30 protein-coding genes are annotated in these 24,390 nt (G+C 60.7%); 4 read left to right on the top strand and 26 right to left on the bottom strand.

Annotated features, from left to right (window positions below; translation table 11 throughout):
* Positions 1–365 precede the first annotated feature (365 nt).
* From CQ020_RS00380 to CQ020_RS00390, 3 genes are read left to right on the top strand one after another with little or no spacing between them, the layout of a single operon-like run.
* Positions 366–1,355: a carbohydrate ABC transporter permease gene (locus CQ020_RS00380; RefSeq protein WP_181151709.1), complete on the top strand. Its 990-nt coding sequence runs from the start codon at positions 366–368 to the stop codon at positions 1,353–1,355.
* Positions 1,352–2,272, top strand: coding sequence for a carbohydrate ABC transporter permease (locus CQ020_RS00385; RefSeq protein WP_105690087.1), 921 nt, complete (start codon positions 1,352–1,354; stop codon positions 2,270–2,272). The genes CQ020_RS00380 and CQ020_RS00385 overlap by 4 nt, the downstream gene beginning before the upstream one ends.
* Positions 2,273–2,324: 52 nt before the next feature.
* Positions 2,325–3,671 (top strand): ABC transporter substrate-binding protein, encoded by a 1,347-nt coding sequence (locus CQ020_RS00390; RefSeq protein ID WP_105690088.1) that lies wholly within the window; start codon positions 2,325–2,327, stop codon positions 3,669–3,671.
* Positions 3,672–3,754: 83 nt separating this feature from the next.
* Here CQ020_RS00390 and map read toward each other — a convergent pair whose 3' ends face one another.
* From map to rpsJ, 23 genes are all read right to left on the bottom strand, one after another.
* On the bottom strand, positions 3,755–4,582 hold the full coding sequence (gene map / locus CQ020_RS00395; protein WP_105690089.1) for a type I methionyl aminopeptidase: 828 nt from the start codon (positions 4,580–4,582) through the stop codon (positions 3,755–3,757).
* A gap of 184 nt (positions 4,583–4,766) precedes the next feature.
* Positions 4,767–5,336, bottom strand: a complete 570-nt coding sequence (locus CQ020_RS00400) for an adenylate kinase (protein ID WP_181151724.1) — start codon at positions 5,334–5,336, stop codon at positions 4,767–4,769.
* Positions 5,337–5,341: 5 nt separating this feature from the next.
* Positions 5,342–6,652 (bottom strand): preprotein translocase subunit SecY, encoded by a 1,311-nt coding sequence (secY, locus tag CQ020_RS00405; RefSeq protein ID WP_105568059.1) that lies wholly within the window; start codon positions 6,650–6,652, stop codon positions 5,342–5,344.
* Between the two features lie 185 nt (positions 6,653–6,837).
* A complete protein-coding gene (gene rplO / locus CQ020_RS00410) occupies positions 6,838–7,320 on the bottom strand; it encodes a 50S ribosomal protein L15 (protein WP_105690090.1) in 483 nt (160 codons plus the stop codon).
* A complete protein-coding gene (rpmD, locus tag CQ020_RS00415) occupies positions 7,320–7,526 on the bottom strand; it encodes a 50S ribosomal protein L30 (RefSeq protein ID WP_011775580.1) in 207 nt (68 codons plus the stop codon). The genes rplO and rpmD overlap by 1 nt, the downstream gene beginning before the upstream one ends.
* 2 nt (positions 7,527–7,528) lie before the next feature.
* On the bottom strand, positions 7,529–8,200 hold the full coding sequence (gene rpsE / locus CQ020_RS00420; RefSeq protein WP_011775581.1) for a 30S ribosomal protein S5: 672 nt from the start codon (positions 8,198–8,200) through the stop codon (positions 7,529–7,531).
* Positions 8,201–8,229: 29 nt separating this feature from the next.
* Positions 8,230–8,613 carry a 50S ribosomal protein L18 gene (gene rplR / locus CQ020_RS00425; RefSeq protein ID WP_024817584.1) on the bottom strand — a complete coding sequence of 128 codons (384 nt, stop codon included), beginning with the start codon at positions 8,611–8,613 and terminating at the stop codon, positions 8,230–8,232.
* Positions 8,614–8,616: 3 nt separating this feature from the next.
* Positions 8,617–9,153, bottom strand: coding sequence for a 50S ribosomal protein L6 (rplF, locus tag CQ020_RS00430; RefSeq protein WP_011775583.1), 537 nt, complete (start codon positions 9,151–9,153; stop codon positions 8,617–8,619).
* Positions 9,154–9,171: 18 nt separating this feature from the next.
* Positions 9,172–9,570 (bottom strand): 30S ribosomal protein S8, encoded by a 399-nt coding sequence (gene rpsH / locus CQ020_RS00435; RefSeq protein WP_024817585.1) that lies wholly within the window; start codon positions 9,568–9,570, stop codon positions 9,172–9,174.
* A 78-nt stretch (positions 9,571–9,648) separates the two neighbouring features.
* Positions 9,649–10,227 (bottom strand): 50S ribosomal protein L5, encoded by a 579-nt coding sequence (gene rplE, locus CQ020_RS00440; RefSeq protein WP_011775585.1) that lies wholly within the window; start codon positions 10,225–10,227, stop codon positions 9,649–9,651.
* Positions 10,227–10,589 (bottom strand): 50S ribosomal protein L24, encoded by a 363-nt coding sequence (gene rplX, locus CQ020_RS00445; RefSeq protein WP_024817586.1) that lies wholly within the window; start codon positions 10,587–10,589, stop codon positions 10,227–10,229. The genes rplE and rplX overlap by 1 nt, the downstream gene beginning before the upstream one ends.
* A 3-nt stretch (positions 10,590–10,592) precedes the next feature.
* Positions 10,593–10,961, bottom strand: a complete 369-nt coding sequence (rplN, locus tag CQ020_RS00450; protein WP_024817587.1) for a 50S ribosomal protein L14 — start codon at positions 10,959–10,961, stop codon at positions 10,593–10,595.
* A 352-nt stretch (positions 10,962–11,313) separates the two neighbouring features.
* Positions 11,314–11,610 carry a 30S ribosomal protein S17 gene (gene rpsQ / locus CQ020_RS00455; protein ID WP_011775587.1) on the bottom strand — a complete coding sequence of 99 codons (297 nt, stop codon included), beginning with the start codon at positions 11,608–11,610 and terminating at the stop codon, positions 11,314–11,316.
* Positions 11,607–11,927: a 50S ribosomal protein L29 gene (gene rpmC, locus CQ020_RS00460; protein ID WP_014922387.1), complete on the bottom strand. Its 321-nt coding sequence runs from the start codon at positions 11,925–11,927 to the stop codon at positions 11,607–11,609. Before rpmC ends, rpsQ begins: the two co-directional genes overlap by 4 nt.
* A gap of 2 nt (positions 11,928–11,929) precedes the next feature.
* Positions 11,930–12,346, bottom strand: a complete 417-nt coding sequence (gene rplP, locus CQ020_RS00465; protein ID WP_003803795.1) for a 50S ribosomal protein L16 — start codon at positions 12,344–12,346, stop codon at positions 11,930–11,932.
* Positions 12,347–13,168, bottom strand: a complete 822-nt coding sequence (rpsC, locus tag CQ020_RS00470) for a 30S ribosomal protein S3 (RefSeq protein ID WP_011775589.1) — start codon at positions 13,166–13,168, stop codon at positions 12,347–12,349. It abuts the gene before it with no gap.
* Positions 13,169–13,534: a 50S ribosomal protein L22 gene (gene rplV, locus CQ020_RS00475; RefSeq protein WP_011775590.1), complete on the bottom strand. Its 366-nt coding sequence runs from the start codon at positions 13,532–13,534 to the stop codon at positions 13,169–13,171.
* A gap of 38 nt (positions 13,535–13,572) precedes the next feature.
* Positions 13,573–13,854, bottom strand: a complete 282-nt coding sequence (rpsS, locus tag CQ020_RS00480) for a 30S ribosomal protein S19 (protein ID WP_011775591.1) — start codon at positions 13,852–13,854, stop codon at positions 13,573–13,575.
* Between the two features lie 12 nt (positions 13,855–13,866).
* The gene (gene rplB, locus CQ020_RS00485) at positions 13,867–14,706 is read right to left on the bottom strand and encodes a 50S ribosomal protein L2 (protein WP_011775592.1); all 840 of its coding nucleotides are present in this window, start codon (positions 14,704–14,706) and stop codon (positions 13,867–13,869) included.
* A 29-nt stretch (positions 14,707–14,735) separates the two neighbouring features.
* Positions 14,736–15,041, bottom strand: a complete 306-nt coding sequence (rplW, locus tag CQ020_RS00490) for a 50S ribosomal protein L23 (protein ID WP_024817589.1) — start codon at positions 15,039–15,041, stop codon at positions 14,736–14,738.
* Complete coding sequence (gene rplD, locus CQ020_RS00495; RefSeq protein WP_024817590.1) at positions 15,038–15,655, bottom strand: 50S ribosomal protein L4; 618 nt, start codon at positions 15,653–15,655, stop codon at positions 15,038–15,040. Before rplD ends, rplW begins: the two co-directional genes overlap by 4 nt.
* Positions 15,656–15,659: 4 nt before the next feature.
* Positions 15,660–16,310, bottom strand: coding sequence for a 50S ribosomal protein L3 (gene rplC, locus CQ020_RS00500; protein WP_011775595.1), 651 nt, complete (start codon positions 16,308–16,310; stop codon positions 15,660–15,662).
* Between the two features lie 17 nt (positions 16,311–16,327).
* Entirely contained in the window at positions 16,328–16,636 is a 309-nt protein-coding gene (gene rpsJ, locus CQ020_RS00505; RefSeq protein WP_003803825.1) for a 30S ribosomal protein S10, read from the bottom strand.
* Between the two features lie 382 nt (positions 16,637–17,018).
* Here rpsJ and CQ020_RS00510 point away from each other — a divergent pair, with 382 nt between their 5' ends.
* A complete protein-coding gene (locus CQ020_RS00510) occupies positions 17,019–18,452 on the top strand; it encodes a GH1 family beta-glucosidase (RefSeq protein WP_105690091.1) in 1,434 nt (477 codons plus the stop codon).
* Between the two features lie 52 nt (positions 18,453–18,504).
* On the opposite strand, the gene CQ020_RS24395 is transcribed toward CQ020_RS00510, so the two are convergent.
* The 3 genes from CQ020_RS24395 to tuf all read right to left on the bottom strand — a co-directional run bounded on the left by CQ020_RS24395 (position 18,505) and on the right by tuf (position 24,284).
* Entirely contained in the window at positions 18,505–18,630 is a 126-nt protein-coding gene (locus tag CQ020_RS24395; RefSeq protein WP_257613911.1) for a hypothetical protein, read from the bottom strand.
* A 28-nt stretch (positions 18,631–18,658) separates the two neighbouring features.
* Positions 18,659–22,939, bottom strand: a complete 4,281-nt coding sequence (locus CQ020_RS00515; RefSeq protein ID WP_105690092.1) for a hypothetical protein — start codon at positions 22,937–22,939, stop codon at positions 18,659–18,661.
* A 154-nt stretch (positions 22,940–23,093) separates the two neighbouring features.
* Positions 23,094–24,284, bottom strand: coding sequence for an elongation factor Tu (gene tuf / locus CQ020_RS00520; protein WP_024817593.1), 1,191 nt, complete (start codon positions 24,282–24,284; stop codon positions 23,094–23,096).
* Between the last annotated feature and the right edge of the window lie 106 nt (positions 24,285–24,390).

Here is a 24,390-nt window from a genome sequence, read left to right on the forward strand (position 1 = left end):
ACCTTGGCACCCAAACAAACTGCGGTCGGGCTGGACCCCGGCAGCGCGCGTCTAAGGTGGGCCCACGACGGCCGGGTTCCCTGACCGAGCTTGCGAGGTTAGGGCGCCGTTGGGGCGGAACGACCGAGCGCGCAGAGGGGTTCAACCCGACCGCAGGGTGGGGCACAGCGCCAAAGTGGGAGCCCAGCCTCAAGTACGAACACCCGAGTAACACCGAGTAAACGGGCTTGGAAGTGTAAGCCAACTATCGATACGGGGCCCCATTTTGGCCCTAACGCAGGCTTTCGGTGTGGTGAGCTAGGCCTGTCTTCGCCGCCCCGGTCCGGGAGCTGGCGCCCCACATTCGCCCGAACCGTTAGTGACTCATGACTACCCGACAAATTCACAGCAGCAGTGCTGCGCCTGCAGACAGGACGGAGCCCGGGGCTCCAGTTCCGCCCGTCACAGCAGCCAGGCCCAGTCAGGTTAGGAAGCGCTGGTCCGGCCGCAGCCGCCGGGATTTCCTCGTGTTCCTGGCCATGGCCCTGCCCAACCTCGTGTTGATCGGCACGTTCACCTATTGGCCGCTGATCAACAACATCTACTACTCCACCTTGGATTGGACCCTCGGCTCGGCTTCGGCCACGGTGGTGGGGCTGCAGAACTACGTCACGTTCTTCACCAGTGAAGACGCGTCCAAGGTCCTTGGGACCACGGCGATCTTCACACTGGTGACGGTGGGCGGTTCCATGGTCCTGGGCCTGCTGGTTGCCCTTGCCCTGAACTCCAAAGTCCGCGGCACCACGTTTGCCCGGTCCGCAGTGTTCGCCCCGTATGTGCTGTCCGGCGTGGGCGTTGGTTTGGTGTGGCTGTTCATTTTCGATCCCGGCTACGGTGTGCTGGCTTGGATCCTGCGCGGCTTTGGCCAGCAGAGTCCTCAGTGGATCAACGATCCCCAGCTCTCATTGGTCATGGTGATCATCGTTTACGTCTGGAAGAACCTGGGCTACTGCGCTGTGGTCTACTTGGCCGGCTTGCAATCACTTCCCCGCGACGTCATGGAGGCTGCGGCGCTGGATGGCGCCAACACTGCACGGAGGTTTTTCAACATCTCCGTACCGCTGCTTTCCCCCACCACGTTCTTCCTGTTGATCACCACCATGCTGAGTTCATTGCAGGCATTTGACCTCATCCGCATCATGACCCCGCTGGGGAACGGCACCAGCACACTGATCTATGAGGCGTACCTGCAGGCGTTCGGCGCGTACAACCGGGCAGGCTACTCAGCTGCGATTTCGGTGATTCTCTTCGCGATCCTGCTCATCATTACTGTTCTTCAACTGCGGTTCGTTGAGCGAAAGGTCCACTACTCATGAGCGCGTCCTCATCCGCCGTCGTCGTTGATTCCCCCCAGGCGAACGCGCAGTCAGCTGCCAAGCATGAGCCACCGCGGCCGTTCTCCAAAGCCAACCTCATCCGGACGGTGGCCACCGGCTACCTGCCTTTGATCCTCGCAACGCTTGTGGTCTTCCTGCCGTTGCTCTGGATGTTGCTGAGTTCATTCAAGCAACCCGGGGAGATCGTCACTATGGATCTGAAGATCCTGCCCGAGTCATTGAACCTGGAGAACTACGCCACAGCGATGACCACGGTTCCGTTCGCCCAGTTCTTCGCCAACAGCCTGATCGTTACGGCGGTGGGTTCCACCATCAAGGTGATGCTCGCGATCCTGACGGCGTACGCGCTGGTGTTTGTGCGCTTCCCGTTCAAGAACGTGATCTTCGTACTGATCCTGGTGGCACTCATGGTCCCCGCGCAGGTGTCCATTCTGCCGAACTACATCCTGATCGCAGGCATGGGTGGCAAGAACACCCTGTGGGGCATCATCCTTCCAGGTTTGGGGACGGCGTTTGGCACATTCCTTTTGCGTCAACACTTCCTGACTTTGCCGTCGTCGATTCTGGAGGCGGCGGAAATAGACGGAGCGGGTCATTGGCGGCGGCTGTGGCAGATCATTGTGCCGGTCTCGGTGCCATCCATCGCCACAGTGGCGCTCGTGACCGTGGTCAGCGAATGGAATGACTACATTTGGCCGCTCATCATCACCGACCGCCCCGAAACCATGACGCTCCCCGTGGGGCTGACCCTGCTGCAGAACTCCGAGAGCAACGGCGCCGGCTGGGGAATCCTCATGGCCGGAGCGGTTTTGGTAATCGTTCCCATCCTGCTGGTGTTCGCGGCGCTCCAGCGCTACATCGTTGCCGGGCTGACACAGGGCAGTGTCACCGGCTGAATTTCTCCAACCGCACCATTCGCATCGAAGTAACGTATTGAGAGGAAACACCATGCGCAGCAACCTTGACCGCCGCCATTTCCTGGGACTGGCAGGCCTCGGAGCCGGAGCCGCGGCCCTCGCCGCATGCGGCGGACCGTCGACGGCGGGCACGGCAGACGCCGTCGACACCGCAACGATCGACTTCAGCGGTGTAAAGCCCGCCGCCTCCATCGATTTCTGGACCAACCACCCCGGCAAGTCCCAAGACGTGGAGAAGGCGATCATCGAGAAGTTCCACGCCAAGTACCCGGACATCAAGGTCAACTTGGTGACGGCCGGCGCCAACTACGAGGAAATCGCCCAGAAGTTCCAGACGTCCCAGGCAGCTAAGACAGGCCTGCCCGGGCTGGTAGTCCTCTCCGATGTGTGGTGGTTCCGCTACTTCTCCAACGGCAGCATCATCCCCATCGATGGCCTGGTGAAGCAGTTGGACATCAAGATCGACGACTTCCAGAAGTCGTTGGTGGACGACTACAAATACGACAACAAGCAGTGGGCGCTCCCCTACGGCCGCTCCACCCCGTTGTTCTACTACAACAAGGACCACTTCAAGGCAGCGGGACTTCCGGACCGCGCACCCGCTACCTGGCAGGAATTCGCGGACTGGGCCCCGAAACTCAAGGCCACGTCCGGTGCGCAGTACGCCTACATTTACCCAGCCCTTGCCGGCTACGCGGGCTGGACCCTCCAGAACAACCTGTGGGGTTGGGGCGGCAGCTGGTCCAAGGACTGGGACATCACCTGCGATTCTCCCCAATCCGTGGCCGCACTGCAGTGGGCGCAGGACTCCATCTATAAGGACGGGTGGGCCGGCGTCTCGTCCAAGGAAGCAGCAGACGACTTCGCCGCCGGGATCACCTCGTCCACGATTTCCTCTACAGGCTCACTGCTCGGCGTCCTTAAAGCAGCCAAGTTCAATGTGGGCGTCGGGTTCCTGCCCGGCGGCCCGGAGGCGCCCAGCGGCGTCTGCCCCACTGGCGGCGCTGGCCTCGGCATCCCCAGCGGCATCAGCAAGGAAGAACAGCTGGCTGCGGCAACCTTCCTCAAGTTCATGACGGAACCGGACAACACGGCCGCCTTCTCAGCCGCCACCGGCTACATGCCCACCAGGCTCTCGGCGGACATGTCGGCGGTCCTCGCGGCAACACCGCAGATCAAGACCGCCATGGACCAGCTCGCGGCAACCAAGGTCCAAGACAATGCCCGGGTGTTCCTGCCGGGCGCGGATCAGGAGATGGCCAAGGCCGCTGCGAAGATCCTGACGCAGCAGGGCGATGTCCAGGCAACCATGACCGATTTGAAGAAGACACTCGAGGGTATCTACAACAAGGACGTCAAGCCCAAGCTGAAGGCGTAACCGCTCCGGAACCGCTTCAGAACCGCTTCAGAACAAGAAAAGAGCCGGGCTGCTTTTGCAGCCCGGCTCTTTTCTTGCAGGTGTTACGGGATAGGGACGGGCACGACGCCGAGCGGCACCAAGTGCGCGGCTCCTCCATCCGGGGCGGACAGGACCCAGATGCCCTTCTCATGCACAGCCACCGAGTGTTCCCACTGGCAGGAACGCTTGCCGTCGGTGGTCACCACTGTCCAGTCGTCGTCGAGGGTTGCGGTCTCGATGTCACCACGAACCAGCATGGGTTCAATGGCCAGGCACAGGCCGGGGCGGATCTTGGGGCCGCGGTGACTGGTCCGGTAGTTCAAAACGTCCGGCGCCATGTGCATCTCTGAGCCAATGCCATGGCCCACATAGTCCTCCAGAATGCCCAGCGGCTTTCCTGGGACGGATGACACGTAGTCGTCAATGGCGTTCCCAATGTCCCCCACAAACTTACCGTTGGCCAGGGCAGCGATACCGCGCCACATAGCTGCTTCGGTGACGTCGGAGAGCCGCTGGTCTTCGGGATCAACGTTGCCGACGATCACAGTCCTGGCGGAGTCGGAATGCCAACCGTCCATGATGCAACCGCCATCAATGGAGATGATGTCGCCATCCTTGAGGACCTTGCCGCCCGGGATACCGTGAACCACTTCCTCATTGACCGAGGTACAGATGGTAGCCGGGAAGCCGTGATATCCGAGGAAGTTCGACTTCGCTCCAGCATCATTGAGGACCGCGGCGAAGACGTCGTCCAGGTCTTTGGTGGTGACGCCCGGCTTGGCCGCCGCAACGGCAGCGTCGAGTGCACGGCTCAGGACAAGTCCGGCCTGGTGCATGATGCGCATCTGCTCGTTGGTTTTGTATTCAATGCGGGGCTGACCGAACGCCATGATCTCCTCTGGAAGGTTTGCTGTAGAGACCGATCAGGCCTCTTGCTTCAACCATTTTCCCGCACCGGGGAGCGTGGCCGAAATTGGAATGCAGGGTGGAACAGGAAAAGGGTGTGTCCCGCACTCACGGTACGGGACACACCCTTCGCTCCAGCGCCGTTTCACCGGCTATGTGGAGAATAAACTAAACGGCCTTGGCCGACTCGATCGCCGTCAGCACGCGGTCGGTAACTTCATCGATACCACCAATGCCATCAACCTTCGTGAGGATGCCACGCTCGGCGTACTTGGCCACAACTGCCTCGGTCTGCTCGTGGTAGAGGTCCAGGCGGTGTCGGATCACAGTCTCGTTGTCATCCGAGCGGCCCGTTTCCTTGGCACGGCCAAGAAGGCGGGTTACCAATTCTTCGTCGTCAGCGGTCAGCTGGAGCACGACGTCGAGCTCCTGCTCACCCTCAGCGAGGATCTGGTCAAGGTAATCCACCTGCGCGGTGGTGCGCGGGTAGCCATCCAGGAGGAAGCCGTTTTCGACATCGCTCTGGCTCAGGCGATCGCGAACCATGTCGTTCGTGACGCTGTCCGGAACAAAGTCCCCGGCGTCCATGTACTTCTTGGCTTCGATGCCCAAAGGGGTTTCGCCCTTGACGTTGGCACGGAAGATGTCGCCGGTGGAGATGGCGACTACGCCGAGGCGCTCGGAAATCCGCTCAGCCTGCGTACCCTTGCCCGAACCGGGAGGTCCAATGATCAGCATTCTCGTCATCGCAAAAGCCCTTCGTAGTGACGTTGTTGTAGCTGCGCATCAATCTGCTTGACGGTTTCCAGGCCAACACCCACCATGATCAAAATTGACGTGCCACCGAACGGGAAGTTCTGGTTGGCGTTGATCAGGACGAGTGCAACCAAAGGAATCAACGCCACGAAGCCCAGGTAAAGGGCTCCAGGCAAGGTGATCCTGGAAAGCACGTACTGCAGGTAGTCCGCGGTCGGTTTACCCGCCCGGATGCCCGGAATAAACCCGCCGTACTTCTTCATGTTGTCCGACACTTCTTCAGGGTTGAAGGTGATGGCAACGTAGAAGTAGGTGAAGAACACAATCATGGCGAAGTACAGCGCCATGTAGATGGGGTGGTCGCCACGGGTGAGGTTGTTGTTGATCCACTCAACCCACGGGGCCATCTGCTCCCCTGGCGCCGGCTGGTTGAACTGCGAAATCAGCCCGGGCAGGTAAAGCATGGAGGAAGCGAAGATGACAGGCACGACGCCGGCCATGTTCACCTTGATGGGAATGTACGTGCTGGTGCCTCCCACTGTGCGGCGTCCGATCATACGCTTGGCGTACTGAACGGGAACACGGCGCTGAGACTGCTCCACAAACACCACCAGAGCCACCGTCAGCAAACCGACGGCGAGGACGGTGAAGAAGGTGCCAGGGCCCTTGGATTCCCAGATGGAGCCCAGCGAGCCGGGGAAGCTTGCAGCGATTGAGGTGAAGATCAGCAACGACATGCCGTTGCCCACACCCTTTTCGGTGACCAGTTCGCCCATCCACATGATGAGGCCGGTACCGGCCGTCAACGTGATGATGATGAGGATGGTGGTGATGATGCTCTCATCAGGAATGATGGGCAGATTGCAGCCAGGGAGCAGCTGACCGGAGCGGGCAAGCGAAACCAACGTGGTGGCGTTCAGCAAGCCGAGAGCGATGGTGAGGTACCGGGTGTACTGCGTCAACTTCGACTGACCGGAGGAGCCCTCTTCGTAGAGCTGCTGGAACCGGGGAATGACCACCCTGAGCAGCTGCACGATGATGCTCGCAGTGATGTAGGGCATGATGCCCAGGGCAAACACTGAAACCTGCAGCAACGCGCCGCCGCTGAACAAGTTCACCAGCTGGTAGATGCCTTGCGAGGTGGCATCAGTGTTCAAGCATTGCTGGACATTCTGGTAGTTCACACCAGGCGAGGGGATGAAAGCTCCCAAGCGGAAGATTGTGATGATTCCCAGCGTGAACAACAACTTGCGTCGCAAATCAGGCGTCCGAAACGCCCGGCCGAATGCGCTTAGCAAGCGTCCTCCTGAGTAGAAAGTACAAGGATGTGGATGGGATCAATGAAACCCAACAACCGAGTCTAACCGCTTGTGACGCCGTCGGAATAATCGAGAGTCAACAATCACGCAAAAAATCCCGGTATACAGGGCCGAAGCCCCGCATACCGGGATCCTTTTACAACGGGCATTTGCCCCACTGGCTCTTAGAGAGCAGTGGTGCTTCCGCCTGCTGCAGCAATCTTTTCCGCAGCGCTGGAAGAGAATGCGTGGGCGGTGACGTCAACCTTGACGGTGATGTCGCCGGTGCCCAGCACCTTCACGGGCTGGTTCTTGCGAACGGCACCCTTCTCAACCAAGGACTCGACGGTGACAGCGCCACCTTCCGGGAACAGCTCGTTGAGCTTCTCCAGGTTTACAACCTGGAACTCAACCCGGAACGGGTTCTTGAAGCCGCGCAGCTTCGGCAGGCGCATGTGCAGCGGCAGCTGGCCGCCGGCAAAGCCAGCCTTTACCTGGTAACGGGCCTTCGTACCCTTGGTACCACGACCAGCGGTCTTACCCTTGGAGCCTTCACCACGACCAACACGGGTCTTGGCGGTCTTGGCACCCGGGGCGGGGCGCAGGTGGTGGACCTTCAGAGCGTGCTGCTTCTCAGCAGTCTCTTCGGCGGTCTTGTTCTCTGCCATTACTTCGCCTCCTCTACATTCACGAGGTGCGGAACCGTGTTCAGCATGCCAACGGTCACGGCGTCAGCGTTGCGGACAACAGTGTGTCCGATGCGCTTGAGACCGAGGGACCGAAGAGTAGCCTTCTGGTTCTGCTTGGCGCCAATGACGCCCTTGATCTGGGTGATCTCCAACTTGGCGTCGGAGGGAGTCAGGTTCTTAGCCATGACTAAACACCTGCCTTCTGGTTCTGGAGCGCGCGCACCAGAGCAGCAGGAGCAACCTCGTCCAGCGGCAGGCCACGGCGGGCAGCCACGGAAGCGGGCTCTTCGAGCTGCTTCAGAGCGGCAACAGTCGCGTGAACGATGTTGATCGCGTTTGAGGAACCGAGCGACTTGGAGAGGATGTCGTGGATACCCACGCACTCCAATACCGCGCGGACCGGACCACCAGCGATAACACCGGTACCGGCGGAAGCCGGACGCAGCAGGACTACACCTGCAGCGGCCTCACCCTGCACACGGTGCGGGATGGTGCTGCCAACGCGGGGAACGCGGAAGAAGGACTTCTTGGCCTCTTCAACGCCCTTTGCGATAGCCGCGGGAACTTCCTTGGCCTTGCCGTAGCCAACGCCGACCATACCGTTGCCGTCACCGACGACGACGAGAGCGGTGAAGCTGAAGCGACGACCACCCTTGACGACCTTGGCAACGCGGTTGATGGTGACAACGCGCTCTACGAACTGGCTCTTCTCAGCCTCACGACCGCCGTCGCGGCCACCACGGCCACCACGGTCGCCGCGGCCTTGGCCACGGTCGCCGCGCTCGCCACGACGTCCGCCGCGGCGGTCATCGGTAGCGGGTGCGGTCTCAGTTGCTTCAGCAGCTACAGCTTCAGTCACCTGAACGTCCTTTTCGTTATTTTCAACGGTCACAGTGCCAGCCCACCTTCGCGAGCACCGTCAGCGACGGCGGCGATACGGCCGTGGTACTTGTTACCGCCACGGTCGAAGACAACAGCTTCGACGCCTGCAGCCTTGGCACGCTCGGCAACGAGCTCGCCAACGCGCTTGGCCTTGGCAGTCTTGTCACCGTCGAATGCACGAAGGTCCGCTTCCAAAGTGGAAGCGAAAGCCACGGTTACACCCTTGCTGTCATCGACAACCTGGACGAACATGTGACGTGCAGAGCGGTTAACAACCATACGAGGACGTACAGCCGTACCTGTGATGCGCTTGCGGATACGAAGCTGGCGACGGCTGCGTGCAGCAGACTTGCTCTTGTTCGTACGCTTCTTGTTAATTGCGATGGCCATGGTTTACTTACCAGCCTTTCCGACCTTGCGGCGGATGACTTCGCCGGCGTAACGGACACCCTTGCCCTTGTAGGGGTCAGGCTTGCGCAGCTTGCGAATGTTGGCAGCAACCTCGCCGACCTGCTGCTTGTTGATACCCGCAACAGAGAGCTTGGTCGGACCCTCTACTACGAAGGTGATGCCTTCGGGTGCAGAGACGTTAACCGGGTGGCTGTAGCCCAGAGCGAACTCCAGGTCAGAACCCTTGGCCTGAACGCGGTAACCAGTACCAACGATTTCAAGCTTCTTCTCGTAGCCCTCGGTAACGCCCTGGATCATGTTGGCGATCAGGGTGCGGGTCAGGCCGTGCAGCGAACGCGAGTTGCGCTCGTCGTTCGGGCGGGTGACCGTGAGAGTGTTTTCTTCCTGGGTAACCTCGATCGGGCTGGCCACAGTGTGGCTCAGCTCGCCTTTGGCACCTTTGACGCTGATGACGGAGCCATCGAGCTTGACCTCAACTCCGGCAGGAACGGTGATGGGGAGACGTCCAATACGTGACATTATTCTCTTCCTTTCCCGTTACCAGACGTACGCGAGGACTTCGCCGCCCACGCCCTTCTTGCCGGCCTGCTTGTCAGTCAGGAGGCCGGAAGAGGTGGACAGGATTGCGATACCCAGGCCACCCAGCACGTGCGGCAGGTTGGTGGACTTCGCGTAAACGCGGAGGCCCGGCTTGGAGATGCGGCGGACGCCAGCGATGGAACGCTCGCGGTTCGGACCGAACTTCAGGTCGAGGGTCAGCTTCTTGCCAACCTCGGCGTCTTCTTCCTTCCAGCCGGCAATGTAGCCTTCTGCCTTCAGGATGTCAGCAACGCGTGCCTTCAGTTTGCTGTACGGCATGGACACGGTGTCGTGGTATGCCGAGTTTGCATTGCGCAGACGCGTGAGCATGTCTGCGACAGGATCTGTCATAGTCATTTGGGCTATAGCCCTTCCTCGTACCGGTTTCCGCTGCGCCTGCTCTTATGAGCCTGCGCGGACGGACCTGTCACGTAGTTAGTTTTCGGTCTTGAACGGGAAGCCAAGCGCCTTGAGCAGCGCGCGGCCTTCGTCATCGGTCTTGGCGGTGGTGACGACCGTGATGTCCATACCGCGAACGCGGTCGATGGAATCCTGATCGATTTCGTGGAACATAACCTGCTCGGTCAGACCGAAGGTGTAGTTGCCGTTGCCATCAAACTGCTTGCCGTTGAGGCCGCGGAAGTCGCGGATACGCGGCAGGGCCAGCGAAACCAGACGGTCCACGAATTCCCACATGCGGTCTCCACGCAGAGTTGCGTGTGCACCGATGGGCATGCCTTCGCGCAGCTTGAACTGTGCGATGGACTTGCGGGCCTTGGTTACCTGCGGCTTCTGGCCGGTGATCAGGGTGAGGTCGCGGACAGCGCCGTCGATCAGCTTGGAGTCCTTGGCGGCATCTCCAACACCCATGTTCACTACAACCTTCACCAGGCGGGGAACCTGGTTGACGTTCGCGTAGCTGAATTCGTCCTGCAGGGACTTCTTGATGGTCTCTGCATACTTCGTCTTCAGACGCGGAACGATCTTTACCGGAGTCTCGAGAGTCTCAGTCATTAGATGTCCTTCCCGGTGGCCTTGGACACGCGGATACGGACGGTCTTGGTAGCGCCATCCTTCTCAACGGTGTCGAGACGGAAACCAACACGGGTCGGCTTCTTGGTGGACGGGTCAACCAAAGCAACGTTGGATACGTGAATCGGGGCTTCAACAACCTCGATGCCACCGGTCTTGGTGCCGCGCTGCGACTGACCGACCTTGCTGTGCTTGGTGACGCGGTTGATTCCCTCTACCAGCACGCGGTTGGTGTCGGTGAATACGCGCAGGACCTTGCCCTGCTTGCCGCGGTCGCCGCCACGTTCCTGCTTGGCGCCGGTGATGACCTGAACGAGGTCACCCTTCTTGATTTTCTTAGCCATGGACTAAAGCACCTCCGGGGCCAGCGAAACGATCTTCATGAACTTCTTGTCGCGAAGTTCACGACCAACCGGGCCGAAGATACGGGTACCGCGGGGGTCACCGTCGTTCTTCAAGATCACAGCTGCGTTTTCGTCAAACTTGATATAGGAACCATCCGCACGGCGGCGTTCCTTCTTGGTACGGACGATGACCGCCTTAACGACGTCGCCCTTCTTTACGTTACCGCCGGGAATAGCGTCCTTGACGGTAGCGACGATCACGTCGCCAATGCCTGCGTAGCGACGACCAGATCCACCGAGAACGCGAATGGTAAGGATTTCCTTAGCACCCGTGTTGTCAGCGATCTTGAGTCGCGACTCCTGCTGAATCAATTTTTACTCCTTGCGTCGCGCTGGTTCTCAGACCGAAATCATGCATACGGAATGAGCCTTGCGGAACGGTTGATCGGGGTGTCTCTTGACCTGCCTGGATTTTGCCAGTACAGGCCTAAACGCCCGTGCCACAAGCATCAGCTTCCCTTGCAGAAAACTCTGCGCGGGGCAGTATGCAGCGGCACGATTGTTTACGAGGTAGTGGATGGCGCACAAGTGTCACCATACAAACTCAATATCCTAGCACGTTTACAGTCCGAAACCGAACCAACCAGGAACGCGGAAAGGCCCGCATTCTCAAGGAATGCGGACCTTTCCAGTGAATCACTGCCAGGCGTGCCCGGCGTTGGATTTACTTGGCCTTTTCGAGGATCTCCACCAGACGCCACCGCTTGGTAGCGGAAAGCGGGCGGGTCTCAGAGATGAGAACAAGATCGCCGATGCCGGCGGTGTTCTCTTCGTCGTGAGCCTTGATCTTCGAGGTGCGGCGAATAACCTTGCCGTACAGAGCGTGCTTCACGCGGTCTTCAACCTGAACAACGATGGTTTTTTCCATCTTGTCAGAGACAACGTAGCCGCGACGCGTCTTACGGTAACCGCGCTGTTCAGCGCTGGCTGCTGCTTCCGTCACAGTTTCCTTCTCGCTCACTTGGCGTCCTCTCCAGCTTCAACCTCGGCCTTTTCAGCCTTGGCAGCCTTTTTGGACTTCTTTTCTTCCTTGGCTTCCACAACCGGTGCGGCAACCTCGGCACGAATGCCCAGCTCGCGCTCACGGAGAACGGTGTAGATGCGTGCGATGTCCTTCTTTACCGCGCGCAGGCGACCGTGGTTCTCCAGCTGTCCGGTGGCGGACTGGAAACGCAGGTTGAACAGCTCTTCCTTGGACTTGCGGAGTTCTTCAACGAGACGCTCGTTGTCGAAACCGTCCAGCTGTGCGGGTGCGAGATCCTTCGACCCTACTGCCATTTCTATTCACCACCTTCGCGACGCACAATGCGTGCCTTCAACGGGAGCTTGTGGATTGCCAGGCGCAAGGCCTCGCGAGCTACCTCTTCATTGACACCGGAGAGTTCGAAGAGAACCCGGCCCGGCTTGACGTTTGCGACCCACCATTCCGGAGAACCCTTACCGGAACCCATGCGGGTTTCGGCAGGCTTCTTCGTCAGCGGACGGTCCGGGTAGATGTTGATCCAGACCTTACCGCCACGCTTGATGTGGCGGGTCATCGCGATACGAGCAGACTCGATCTGACGGTTGGTTACGTATGCCGGGCTGAGAGCCTGGATACCGTACTCACCGAAGCTGACCTTGGTGCCGCCCGTTGCAGCGCCGGAACGACCCGGGTGGTGCTGCTTACGGTGCTTGACTCGACGTGGGATAAGCATTTAAGCCTGTCCTCCTTCTGCTGCCGGAGCAGCAGCTTCAGCGGCCGGTGCTTCAACGGCAGCGGGTGCTGCCTCAGCTGCCGGACGGTCGTTACGACGACGGCGGTCGCCACCCGGGCGGCCCGGACGGTCTCCTGCACGGCCACGGGACGGAGCAGCAGCTGCCTGCTGAGCCAGTTCCTTGGCAGTTACGTCACCCTTGTAGATCCAAACCTTCACGCCGATACGGCCGAAGGTGGTCTTGGCTTCGTAGAAGCCGTAGTCGATGTTCGCGCGGAGGGTGTGCAGGGGCACACGGCCTTCACGGTAGAACTCCGAGCGGGACATTTCTGCGCCACCCAGACGACCGGAGCAAGCAACACGGATACCCTTGGCACCCGCACGCTGTGCGGACTGCATGGCCTTCTTCATCGCACGGCGGAAAGCCACGCGGGAAGTCAGCTGCTCAGCAATGCCCTGGGCAACAAGCTGTGCTTCCATCTCGGGGTTCTTGACCTCGAGGATGTTCAGCTGAACCTGCTTGCCGGTGAGCTTTTCGAGCTCGCCGCGGATGCGGTCTGCTTCTGCGCCACGGCGGCCGATAACGATACCCGGGCGTGCCGTGTGGATATCCACGCGGACACGGTCACGGGTGCGCTCGATCTCGACCTTGGCGATGCCGGCGCGCTCCATGCCGGTGGACATGAGCTGACGGATCTTGATGTCCTCGCGGACGAAATCCTTGTAGCGCTGTCCGGGCTTGGTGCTGTCAGCGAACCAGTGCGAAACGTGGTCGGTGGTGATGCCGAGTCGGAACCCGTGCGGGTTAACTTTCTGTCCCACTTAGCGAGCCTCCTCTTTCTCCGGGGTTGCGACAACCAACGTGATGTGGCTGGTCCGCTTCCTAATACGGTAGGCGCGGCCCTGGGCACGCGGCTGGAACCGCTTCATGGTCGGGCCTTCATCAACAAATGCTTCGGTGATGAAGAGGTCGCTGTCGTCGAATGCAACGCCGTCACGGTCCGCGAGGACACGTGCGTTGGCCATTGCCGACTGAAGTACCTTGAATACCGGCTCCGAAGCTGCCTGGGGGGCAAACTTCAGAATTGCCAGAGCCTCATTCGCTTGCTTACCACGAACAAGGTTGACGACGCGCCGGGCCTTCATAGGCGTTACGCGGATGTGACGCGCAATAGCCTTGGCTTCCATTGCTTTCCTTCTCTCGTCTAAGACGTAAAGTCAGGCGCCTAGCGGCGCTTGCCCTTACGGTCGTCCTTAACATGGCCGCGGAATGTCCGCGTGGGAGCGAATTCGCCGAGCTTGTGCCCGACCATCGACTCAGTGACAAACACCGGGATGTGCTTGCGTCCGTCGTGTACGGCGATCGTGTGCCCAAGCATGTCGGGGATGATCATCGAACGGCGGGACCAGGTCTTGATGACGTTCTTGGTGCCCTTATCGTTTTCCCGTGCGACCTTCACAAAGAGGTGCTGGTCAACGAAAGGACCTTTTTTCAGGCTGCGTGGCATGTGTCCAGGCTCCTATCGCTTGTTCTTGCCAGTACGGCGGCGACGAACAATAAGCTTGTCGCTCTCTTTGTTCGGACGGCGGGTACGGCCCTCGGGCTTGCCGTTCGGGTTAACCGGGTGACGTCCACCGGAAGTCTTACCTTCACCACCACCGTGCGGGTGGTCAACCGGGTTCATGGCTACACCACGGACGGTCGGGCGAACGCCCTTCCAGCGCATACGGCCGGCCTTGCCCCAGTTGATGTTCGACTGCTCGGCGTTGCCGACCTCGCCGACGGTTGCGCGGCAGCGCACGTCAACGTTGCGGATTTCGCCGGAGGGCAGACGCAGCTGAGCGAAGCGGCCTTCCTTGGCAACGAGCTGTACCGAAGCACCTGCGGAACGAGCCATCTTGGCGCCGCCACCCGGACGCAGTTCAACTGCGTGGATTACGGTACCAACCGGGATGTTGCGCAGCGGCAGGTTGTTGCCCGGCTTGATGTCAGCGTCAGGACCAGCCTCGACGAAGTCACCCTGGGACAGCTTGTTAGGAGCGATGATGTAACGCTTGGTGCCATCAACGTAGTGCAGGAGGGCGATGCGAGCCGTGCGGTTCGGATCGTACTCAATTTCGGCAACGCGGGCGTTGATGCCATCTTTGTCGTGACGACGGAAGTCGATCAGACGGTACTGGCGCTTGTGCCCACCACCCTTGTGACGGGTGGTGATCTTACCGGAGTTGTTACGGCCGCCTGTTTTGTGCAGCGGACGCAGCAACGACTTTTCCGGAGTCGATCGCGTGATTTCAGCGAAGTCGGCTACGCTCGAGCCACGACGGCCCGGGGTAGTCGGCTTGTATTTACGGATTCCCATAATTTATTTCCTCGTTAAAGTGGTCTCCGCTACGCGAGCGGACCGCCGAAGATGTCGATTGTGCCTTCTTTGAGGGTGACAATTGCACGCTTGGTGCTCTTGCGCGTTCCCCAGCCGAATTTGGTGCGCTTGCGCTTACCGGCACGGTTGATGGTGTTGATCGAGTCAACCTTGACCGAGAAGATCTTCTCAACGGCCAATTTGATCTCGGTCTTGTTCGAGCGAGGGTCCACCAGGAAGGTGTACTTGCCTTCGTCGATCAGACCGTAGCTCTTTTCCGATACGACGGGTGCAAGCACGACGTCGCGCGGGTCCTTGATGGTGGTTACGCTCACTTGGAGGCCTCCTCGTTCTTGGCCTTGTCAGCGATGAACGCCTCGAAAGCAGCCTTGGTGAAGACCACGTCGTCGGAGATGAGTACGTCGTAGGTGTTCAACTGGTCTGCGTACAGAACGTGAAAACCTTCGAGGTTGCGCACGGAGAGTGCAGCAACATCATTGGCGCGCTCGATTACGACGAGCAGGTTCTTGCGCTCGGAGACTGCGCGCAGCGACGCCAGTGCTTCCTTGGCGGACGGCTTGGTGCCGGCTACCAGTTCAGCGATGACGTGAATGCGGCCGTTACGGGCGCGGTCAGACAGGGCGCCACGGAGTGCAGCAGCCTTCATCTTCTTGGGGGTGCGCTGGCTGTAGTCACGAGGGGTCGGACCGTGGACAACGCCACCGCCGGTCATGTGAGGAGCACGGATTGAACCCTGACGGGCGCGGCCGGTGCCCTTCTGCTTGAACGGCTTGCGACCTGCACCGGAAACCTCGGCGCGGGTCTTCGTCTTGTGGGTACCCTGGCGTGCAGCAGCGAGCTGTGCGACGACGACCTGGTGCAGCAGCGGCACGTTGGTCTGGACGTCGAAGATCTCTGCGGGCAGGTCTACCTTGACAGTGCTAGTCATTTAACTAGGCTCCCTTCACGGCGGTGCGTACGAGTACGACCTGGCCGCGGGCACCGGGGACGGCACCCTTGATAAGGAGCAGCGACTTCTCAGCGTCAATGGCGTGAACCGTGAGGTTCAGCGTGGTGTGACGCTCGGCGCCCATGCGGCCGGCCATTTTCAGGCCCTTGAAGACGCGGCTCGGGGTGGATGCGCCACCGATGGAGCCAGGCTTACGGTGGTTCTTGTGGGCACCGTGGGAAGCGCCAACGCCGTGGAAGCCGTGACGCTTCATAACACCGGCAAAGCCCTTACCCTTGGAGGTGCCGACGACGTCGATCTTCTGGCCGGCTTCGAAGATCTCAACAGAGAGCTCCTGGCCCAGCTCGTAGGATGCGGCGTCTGCGGTACGCAGTTCGACGACGTGGCGGCGAGGAGTTACGCCAGCCTTTTCAAAGTGACCAGCCAGCGGCTTGGTGACCTTGCGGGGGTCGATCTGGCCGTAGCCGATCTGTACGGCGACGTAGCCATCCACCTCTGCGTTACGCAGCTGGGTGATGACGTTGGAGTCAGCCTGGACAACAGTTACCGGGATGAGCTTGTTGTTCTCGTCCCAGACCTGGGTCATGCCGAGCTTCGTGCCCAGCAGGCCCTTTACGTTACGGGTTGCGGTCATAGTCTCTCAGCACCTCCCTAGAGCTTGATTTCGATGTTCACGTCAGCGGGCAGGTCGAGACGCATAAGCGAGTCAACTGCCTTCGGCGTGGGGTCGATGATGTCGATCAGACGCTTGTGAGTACGCATTTCGAAGTGCTCACGGCTGTCCTTGTACTTGTGAGGAGAGCGAATAACGCAGTAAACGTTCTTCTCCGTCGGCAGGGGCACCGGGCCGACTACCGTTGCGCCTGCGCGCGTGACCGTCTCAACGATCTTCCGCGCTGAAACATCAATGACCTCGTGGTCATATGACTTCAGCCGGATGCGGATTTTTTGTCCCGCCATGTCGCCTGACTCTCTTTCAGCTAGTGCTGCTCTAGTTAGGGCTGCTCTGTTTACTTACCTGTTGATGTGGCCGCCGAAGCGTTTGAGGATCTACCACCACACGCCGCACAAGCTGAATCCGGAAGAATCCGGGTTCCTCACCTTGTCGGCGCACCGACCCCCGCGGTCGGGCGTGTCGCGATTTCCACGCAAACTCGACCGCAATCATGGGGTTCAGGGTTATGTTTGGGCTTCAGCCTGGACCCTGACATCCGGCATTATCCGGATCGGGACACGAAGAAGCGCTTGAACAACTCATCCAGTATGGCGGAAATATGGTGTAAAGGCCAATCGGCCTCGAGGAGGCATTGCCCGCCCCTCATCCGGTGAGGATGATGGGGGCATGAACGCCCAGGATGCAGGCTCTGTGGAAGATCTCGCCGCCCGCCTGCGCCCAGGGTTCACGTTGGGTGTTGCGGCTGCCGCCTTCCAGATTGAGGGCTCGTTGACCGCTGATGGACGTGGGCCGTCGGGATGGGACGCGTTTTCCGAAAAGCCTGGAGCAATAGTCGACGGCGGCTCCCCCGCCGTGGCGTGCGATCACTACAACCGATCTGATGAAGACATCGCCCTGATGCAGGAGCTGGGCGTCGATTCCTATCGCTTTTCGCTCTCGTGGCCACGCATCCAACCTGGCGGCAAGGGCGCAATCAACCAGCGCGGGCTCGATTTCTATGATCGTCTGATCGACAAGCTCCTGGCCGCAGGCATTTCCCCCATGGCCACGCTGTACCACTGGGATACCCCGCTGGAGTTGGAGCATGCCGGGGGGTGGATGAACCGGGACACTGCCGAACGCTTCGCAGTCTACTGCGAAGCCGCCGCCGTGCGCTTCGGTGACCGGGTGGAGCACTGGGTCACCATGAATGAGCCTGTGTCAGTTACCGTGCAGGGGTACGCGCTGGGGGTTCACGCCCCCGGCCGGCAACTGCTCTTCGACTCGCTGCCAGCGGCACATCATCAACTGCTGGGACACGGAATGGCCGTCCAGGTCCTTCGGAACGCCGGCGTTAAGGGGCAAATCGGGATTTCCAACATGCACTGCCCCGTCGAGTCCGCCAGCAACAGTCTTGGCGACCGTTTGATGACGCAGGCGTTGGACCTGATCCTCAACCGCATCTATGCAGATGCGATACTGCTCGGCCAGTACCCCAAGCCGCCCCTGCCCATGAAGCCGTGGTTCCGCTCGCTGGGCACCATTCACGACGGCGATCTGGAACTCATCAGCCAACCGTTGGATTTTTATGGGCTCAACTATTACTACCCAGCGAAGGTGGCGGCCGGCCCCGGTCCGGCAGAGATCCCCACTGGAAGGTCTCTTGAGATGACCAAGGTTCCCTTCCACCTGGCCGCTTACCAGGAGTATGAGACCACGGGGTTCGGCTGGCCGGTTGCACCGGAATACCTGGCGTTGCTGCTGCGCGACATGAAGGACCGGTATGGGAAGGCACTTCCTCCCGTCTACATCACGGAAGGCGGCGCCAGCTTCCCCGAGCCTGCCCATGTTGACGGATCTGTCCAGGACACCAACCGCATCACCTATCTAGCTGAACACCTTGGCCACGCCCTGACAGCCACCGGGCCCGGTGGCATCGCCGAGGGCGTCGATCTTCGCGGGTATTACGTCTGGACCTTGCTGGACAACTTTGAGTGGGCGGCAGGCTACTCCCAGCGATTCGGGCTGATCCACGTGGACTTCGAGACCCTGGAACGGACGCCCAAGGAATCGTTCTACTGGTATCGGTCTCTAGTCCGGGCACGCCACCATCATTTGTAGCCCGCAGAACATAACCCGCATGAGTTAAATCGAGCGGACTTGGTCTGGCGCCTTACTTGCTCTTGTTGGCGCGACGAATCCGCTTGGCGCGTTCGATCTCGCCCTTGAAGTTCTTTCGACCCCACAGCACGCCGCCTCCGACAACGGCAATGACTGCGAGGAAAATCAGGAATTCCATGGTGCGCTCCTCTTCGTAGACTGCAACATTATCGGATTCCGTCACGGGTCCGCACCGGAGGGACATCGCTCGGATCTCCACCCTGGCCGGGCCCGCCGGTGTTGCTGGGCGGCTTCCGGTTCAAACGCCACACCGCCAGCACGATCAGCCCCAAGGCAACGAGGGCAAGCATGGCAAAGGCATAAGAACGCAGGGCCCACATAATGCTCAGCGCCACGGCAACGGCACCCCACCACACCAATACCCGTTCAGCAAGGAGCAGGCCCGCGACCAGAAGCAGAACATGGGCCACGAGGACGTAGAACTGTTGCGAAGACGTTCCGCTGAAGATGGTCCCCAGGGACATGAGGGACAGCAATCCGCCTGCAAGACACAGGCGAAGGAGGCCCTCCGTGCGTTGCCCGCTTCCGTAGCGCAGCCCTGCTATAACAGCCCCGGCCCCCACGTACCACTGAGCGGTCCAGAACAAATCCGGACCGGCCCCGTCCACGAACAGCACCGCCCGTTGAAGAGCTGCAACTGAGACAATTCCAGCAAGCTCAGCTGCCAGCCATTTGCCGCGCGGTACCTCAACCACCACCAGCACCCCGGTAGCCAGCACCAGGACAAATCCCAGCATGGATGTTTGGTCGCGCCCCAACCCCACGGCTGCAGCTGTTGCAACGGCCAAGACCGCAGTGGCGGCGAGGGAGTTCCTTCTCCAGTCGCTCTCCCTAATGGCCGGTCCGCCAAACATCTTCAGGGAATAGAGCAGCACCGCGGTCCCGACTCCCCCGATGAGCCAGGTGGCGTAGTTGCTCCATACGCCGGCGGGCAGCCCCTCCAGCAAACCGTCGACGGCGGGGACCGCTCCTACCAGTACCGCCGGAGCAGCTGCCGCGTAGAGAGCTGGAAGCCGTTCAAAGTGCGAGGCGGCGAACAAGACACCAGCCAGGACCACCACGGACAGTCCGGTCAGGGAGTGTGAAGTACCCAAGGTCAACCCGCCGCCCATAAGGGTAAACGCCATGGCTGAGATGAACCAGAACCACCGCTCCGTGGCGTCGGCACCCGACCCCTCGGCCACCTGCGCCGGCCGGAACGCTGCCCGGGCAGCAATCATGGCGACTGCCAGGGCGAGCAGGACAACAGGGACTTGGGACTTGTCCAGCAGCGGTTGAGACAGCCATGTGGATCCAGGGAACACGAGTGCCGGCCCGGCGGCAATGACGCCCGCCCCTATCCCCGCGGTACCGAAGTACCGGGATGCGCGCGCCCCAAGGATGCGCCAGGCAACAGCTGCGGAAACCGTGACCAGAACCAACTCAAGCAACACCACCCAGCGGCCTCCGCCGTCGTAATCCCGCGCGATCAAGTAGGCGAAGGGCAGCAAGAGCTGGGCACCCAAAGTTGCGTGGACTGTGGCCTGCTGGAAGGCGACGTCGACGTCCCGCCTGCGCAGGACCAACGTCAGCACGTGCTGCAACGCGAGCACCAGCGCCACGCTGATGGATACCGCCGCCGGGGAGTCCGTTACATCGCCCACGATCACCGCTACGAACGCTCCGGTCAGCACCCTGACTGCCAACAGGTAGCAACCGCGGATCAATCGGTGGCGAGCAGCGCCCACCATGAAGCCGCTGTAGGCAGCAAAGATGCCAAGCAAGATTTCGACGTCCCGGATATTCCCCACGCGAAGTGCCAGGAGGAGAACAAACGCGGCTGGAGCAAAGATCCAGGCAACGGGGTGGCGTCGCAGAATCGCACTGGCCAAGACAGCGGCAAGGGCAGTTGTTACAGCTGCAACTCCGGGCTGCCAGCTGTCCCGAACGCTCCACCCGGACAACGCCGTTGCGACAGTCAGGGATGTGCTGGCAGCAGCCATGACAGTAAGAACAATGCCGGCATCCACTACGGAAGCCCTGGGGTAACGGCGTCGACTGCCGGCAAGGAGGGGAAGGACCACTTGGAACGCGGCAGCCACGACCACCACAAGTCCAACAGCGGGGATTTCACCTGCGAGGCGAATGCTCCAGTCACCCCGCGTCGCGTCGCCGTAGGCGGATGCCACCAACACCGTGCCGGCCGCCCGGGCCATCCACCAGTAGCACTGCCTGTGGAAAGACGGGGAGATTCTCAGGGCCGTGACCACCAGGTAGGCAAGCAATGCCAGAATGGCACCATTTCCCAACGCCCAGGACACGAAAGCTGCCGCCACGCCGCCCGCGATGACCGCAGTGGCGGGCGCGATGACCTCGGCCACCGTTAGGCGCCACACATTCCCGGCACCTGTTCCCGGGCGAGCGGGTGGAAACATCAGAAGGCCAGCGGCCAGGCTTGCCGTCAAGACAAGGAGTACTGCTGCGGCAACAATCGCGCGCCCGGCGGTCTCGTCAAATATCGGCAAGACAAGGAGGCCTGCCACTGCGGCGGCACCGAAGCCCGCCACTGTAGCCTGCGGGGCGAAGAGCCGGACTCCCCCACGTGCCAACCCTGCGCTAGCCAGTTGCTGCGCAGCCGCTGCGGCCACGAGCCCTGTCAAAGCGTAGGAGGTCCTGTCCGGATTCCCTGTCAACGCACCAGCCACTCCCATGGGCACAGCCAGGGTGAGGGCAACGCGGCCAGCCAGGATCAAATACTGGCGGGAAGCCGTTGGAGTGAGCAACGCCCGCAGGAACCAGTAGAGCGCCGCTGTCGCCAGGAATACCGAGACGGGCCATGCACCCAATAGTCCACCCAGTGCACCAGCCACTCCCAGCACAGCCGCAGGCGCAAACTCCGTTCCGCGGCCCAGTTTCCATCCAATCACCATGGCAGTCAGCATGGTCAAGGCGAGGGGAACATAATTGGGCAGATCGAACGGCCTGAACTCAAGTACCACGTTGAGGATGGCCGAGATGATCAGTTGCAACGCCAGACAGGACACGGCGTCATTCCACCAGAAACGAGGCAGGAGCTTCCTGCCACCGAAGGCAACTCCCAGGGACTGGACTCCAAGGCAGATTACTGCAGCCAACAACACCGTGCTCACATTCGCGGTGACATCCCACACCACCCCTAGCAAAGCCAGCGTCAGCGCGGCCCGGGCAGCATAGAGATGCTGCACCCTGTACCGGGCCTGCGGCACAAAGAACATCACAGCGAAATAGATGCCGCACATCAGCATGACCAAGGCGTACTCCCCCTTGGACAAAAGGTGCGGCGTAAAGGTTACGGCAACGGCCACGACGGGTACCAAAGCGGGGTGCAGCAACATGAGGGGACGGATATAAAGCGGAGGAAGCCATCTGGGCTGCAGCAAGGAGATAAGCGTCAGGAGAACCGCCACTCCGATGAGAGCCGTGAAATACCAGACCAGGGCGCCGCCGAGAACGGAAACTCCGGACCACGCCGTTGAGACGATGAAACTGAGGGACAGGAAGGCCAAGACCTTGTTATCCAACCGCACAGCGGTGTACGCGTAAACCGCTGTGCCCAGCAACGATGTGACCAGCCACGCAGCGGGGCCGTTGTGGAGCACAAAGTTGTACATGGCCAGCCCTGTGACCGGAACGAGAGCCAACCCTGTTCCAACGAACGCAATGGCAGCCGGTCGGAGGCGGGGCACGCGGGAGTGGATGACCATGCCTGCAACGTAGAACAGTGCAGTGATGAACCAGATGCCCACAAAACGGAACAAGGCCGGAAGGCTCGTGCCCACGAACAGCGCACCGGCAGCAACCAACAGGAGGCTGGCAACGTAGAGCGTGACGTTGATGTTCTGCTGATCGCGCTTTTCCTTGCGGGCAGCTGCTGCCTCAGGAGTCTCTCGAACTACCGGCGGCTGAGTGGCCAGGACAGCAGGTTGCTGCTGCCGGACTGGCTGCTGCGGGAAGGGCTGCCGGGCTGCCGTCTGTGGAGCGGGCTGTTGCGGGGCGGGCCATTGCGGCGAGGGCGGCTGGAAAGGCGGTGCCTGCAGCTGCGCAGGGGTGTGGGCGGCCGCCGCCTGTTGTGCGGGCTGGCCCTGAGAAGGAGGGTGGTGCGCCGGCGCTTGGGGCGGTACAGGCGCTTGGGGCGGTGCAGGGTTGTACGAGGCAGACGGAGTCAACGATGGGTTCGCAGTTGCCGGCGGACTCGTCCGGGCCGGGGAGTCGTCTCTGCTCCGCCCCTTTGCTTCGGCGTCCCGCCAGCCTGCTAAATGGCCGGCGAGAAAACCCGCTTGGTAGGAGGCAGCCTCGTCCTGCACCGCAGAAGTGTCCTGGGCAGTCCCGCGCCGCCCCCTCGCCAACCCGACTGCAAAGCCAACCCCGCCGACGATGACGAGGAGCAGCAGTATGAGTAATGCAGTCATGGAAGCTCCTTGGTTGCGCCGGACGCAGTGACTGCGCGGCCTTTATCCATTCGATAGAGTAACTGTAGCAAAAAGAACCCCACCGCCGTAGCGGTGGGGTTCTTTTTAGCTAACTACCGGCTGGGCCGGAGTGTCACCGATCTACAAGTAGAGACTACTTGATGATGTTGGTAACACGTCCCGAACCAACGGTGCGGCCGCCTTCGCGGATAGCGAAGCCGAGGCCCTCTTCCATAGCGATCGGCTGGATGAGCGCAACGGTCATCTCAGTGTTGTCGCCAGGCATAACCATTTCCGTGCCTTCCGGCAGGGTGATAACGCCGGTTACGTCCGTGGTACGGAAGTAGAACTGCGGGCGGTAGTTGGAGTAGAACGGGTTGTGACGTCCGCCTTCGTCCTTGGAAAGGATGTAGACGTTAGCCTCGAAGTCGGTGTGCGGGGTGATGGAACCCGGCTTGACGACAACCTGGCCACGCTCGACATCGTCGCGCTTCAGACCGCGGAGCAGGAGACCACAGTTCTCGCCGGCCCATGCTTCGTCGAGCTGCTTGTGGAACATCTCGATACCAGTAACCGTGGTCTTCTGGATCGGGCGGATGCCAACGATCTCAACCTCGGAGTTGATGGCGAGGGTTCCACGCTCGGCGCGGCCCGTAACAACGGTGCCACGACCGGTGATCGTGAAGACGTCTTCGATCGGCATCAGGAACGGCTTGTCGCGGTCACGTACGGGGTCCGGAACGGACTCGTCGACAGCTGCCATCAGGTCCTGGACGGACTTGACCCAAACCGGGTCGCCTTCCAGAGCCTTGAGGCCGGAAACGCGAACAACCGGAGCCTCATCGCCATCGAAGCCCTGCGAGCTCAGGAGCTCACGAACTTCCATTTCGACGAGGTCGAGGAGTTCTTCGTCATCAACCATGTCGGACTTGTTCAGTGCGACCAGCAGGTAGGGAACACCAACCTGGCGGGCGAGCAGAACGTGCTCACGGGTCTGAGCCATCGGACCATCGGTTGCAGCAACCACGAGGATTGCGCCGTCCATCTGGGCAGCACCGGTGATCATGTTCTTGATGTAGTCAGCGTGACCCGGGGCGTCTACGTGTGCGTAGTGGCGCTTCTCGGTCTGGTACTCCACGTGGGAGATGTTGATGGTAATACCGCGCTGGCGCTCTTCCGGAGCAGAGTCAATCGACGCGAAGTCGCGCTGCTCGTTGAGATCCGGGTACTGGTCGTACAGCACCTTGGAAATGGCGGCAGTCAGCGTCGTCTTACCGTGGTCAACGTGACCAATGGTGCCGATGTTGACGTGCGGCTTAGTCCGCTCGAACTTTGCCTTTGCCACAGGTTCCTCCTAGAACGATTTCAAGTGAAGTGCTCCTCGGCCGCGCTTTTCGCGGCAGAAACTTTAGCAAGTCTACTTGGGGGCTTGGTTTTGGTGAAATTGCAGA

The sequence above is a fragment of the Arthrobacter sp. MYb23 genome (assembly GCF_002979775.1).
In the GTDB taxonomy this organism is placed as follows: Bacteria; Actinomycetota; Actinomycetes; order Actinomycetales; family Micrococcaceae; genus Arthrobacter.

Bases quoted from the DNA above. Each gene is read 5' to 3' on its own strand.
- rpsJ (WP_003803825.1), bottom strand. From the start codon at position 16,636: ATGGCGGGACAAAAAATCCGCATCCGGCTGAAGTCATATGACCACGAG.
- CQ020_RS24395 (WP_257613911.1), bottom strand. From the start codon at position 18,630: ATGGAATTCCTGATTTTCCTCGCAGTCATTGCCGTTGTCGGAGGCGGC.
- rplF (WP_011775583.1), bottom strand. From the start codon at position 9,153: ATGTCACGTATTGGACGTCTCCCCATCACCGTTCCTGCCGGAGTTGAG.
- rpmC (WP_014922387.1), bottom strand. From the start codon at position 11,927: ATGGCAGTAGGGTCGAAGGATCTCGCACCCGCACAGCTGGACGGTTTC.
- rplE (WP_011775585.1), bottom strand. From the start codon at position 10,227: ATGACTGAGACTCTCGAGACTCCGGTAAAGATCGTTCCGCGTCTGAAG.
- CQ020_RS00510 (WP_105690091.1), top strand. From the start codon at position 17,019: ATGAACGCCCAGGATGCAGGCTCTGTGGAAGATCTCGCCGCCCGCCTG.
- CQ020_RS00380 (WP_181151709.1), top strand. From the start codon at position 366: ATGACTACCCGACAAATTCACAGCAGCAGTGCTGCGCCTGCAGACAGG.
- CQ020_RS00515 (WP_105690092.1), bottom strand. From the start codon at position 22,939: ATGACTGCATTACTCATACTGCTGCTCCTCGTCATCGTCGGCGGGGTT.
- rplP (WP_003803795.1), bottom strand. From the start codon at position 12,346: ATGCTTATCCCACGTCGAGTCAAGCACCGTAAGCAGCACCACCCGGGT.
- rplO (WP_105690090.1), bottom strand. From the start codon at position 7,320: ATGGCAGAGAACAAGACCGCCGAAGAGACTGCTGAGAAGCAGCACGCT.
- rplB (WP_011775592.1), bottom strand. From the start codon at position 14,706: ATGGGAATCCGTAAATACAAGCCGACTACCCCGGGCCGTCGTGGCTCG.
- map (WP_105690089.1), bottom strand. From the start codon at position 4,582: ATGGCGTTCGGTCAGCCCCGCATTGAATACAAAACCAACGAGCAGATG.
- rplV (WP_011775590.1), bottom strand. From the start codon at position 13,534: ATGGAAGCCAAGGCTATTGCGCGTCACATCCGCGTAACGCCTATGAAG.
- rplC (WP_011775595.1), bottom strand. From the start codon at position 16,310: ATGACCGCAACCCGTAACGTAAAGGGCCTGCTGGGCACGAAGCTCGGC.
- rpsH (WP_024817585.1), bottom strand. From the start codon at position 9,570: ATGACTATGACAGATCCTGTCGCAGACATGCTCACGCGTCTGCGCAAT.
- CQ020_RS00390 (WP_105690088.1), top strand. From the start codon at position 2,325: ATGCGCAGCAACCTTGACCGCCGCCATTTCCTGGGACTGGCAGGCCTC.
- rplD (WP_024817590.1), bottom strand. From the start codon at position 15,655: ATGACTAGCACTGTCAAGGTAGACCTGCCCGCAGAGATCTTCGACGTC.
- CQ020_RS00385 (WP_105690087.1), top strand. From the start codon at position 1,352: ATGAGCGCGTCCTCATCCGCCGTCGTCGTTGATTCCCCCCAGGCGAAC.
- rpsS (WP_011775591.1), bottom strand. From the start codon at position 13,854: ATGCCACGCAGCCTGAAAAAAGGTCCTTTCGTTGACCAGCACCTCTTT.
- rplR (WP_024817584.1), bottom strand. From the start codon at position 8,613: ATGGCCATCGCAATTAACAAGAAGCGTACGAACAAGAGCAAGTCTGCT.
- CQ020_RS00400 (WP_181151724.1), bottom strand. From the start codon at position 5,336: ATGCTGATCATTGGACCTCCCGGTTCGGGCAAGGGTACGCAGGCTGAG.
- rpmD (WP_011775580.1), bottom strand. From the start codon at position 7,526: ATGGCTAAGAACCTGACTCCCTCCGACGCCAAGTTGGAGATCACCCAG.
- rplX (WP_024817586.1), bottom strand. From the start codon at position 10,589: ATGGCTAAGAAAATCAAGAAGGGTGACCTCGTTCAGGTCATCACCGGC.